The 477-nt window shown below is 45.5% G+C and carries 1 protein-coding gene; it reads left to right on the top strand.

The genetic code is table 11. From position 1 onward, the window contains the following. Positions 1–13: 13 nt before the first annotated feature. Positions 14–477, top strand: a 464-nt coding sequence (locus KP705_RS17360) for a protein rep (RefSeq protein ID WP_215765180.1), incomplete at its 3' end; no start/stop codon positions are given.

Genomic DNA, 477 nt, shown 5'->3' with positions numbered 1-477 from the left:
GTTTAGGCATATCATGTTCATTCCTGCTGTTGCTGTTGCTGAGCGTCGCCAGTTGAGGAATGAGCTGACCTATTGGATTGATAACATTCTCCCGAATAAGGGGAAGTATCTGCGGTACATGGTTATCACCTGCGGTGAGAACGTCCGCATATATGATGACCTCAAGGCGGAGCATAGGAAATGGACACGCAAGCTCTCTGATTGCTTCCGTTGGCTCAATCAAAAATATGGTTCAAATCTGTATTTCAGGGGGACTGAGTTCACTCATAATGAGGATCATGAAACCCTTAACATGCATATGAATATCCTCTTTGATCTGCCGTATTTGAAGGGGAACGGCTGGCAGGATTTTCTTGCTGATGTTCGTGAGAGGATGTCGTGCATTGTTAAGGATGCGGGAACTCTTGAGTCTGTTGATGAGGTCACAAAATATGTGACTAAGCCGAACGATATTGAGACGATGGAGGATGGCCATCT

Source organism: Gluconobacter sp. P1D12_c (genome assembly GCF_018812105.1).
Classification (GTDB): domain Bacteria; phylum Pseudomonadota; class Alphaproteobacteria; order Acetobacterales; family Acetobacteraceae; genus Gluconobacter; species Gluconobacter oxydans_A.
This window is presented reverse-complemented; position numbering and strand designations above follow the sequence as displayed.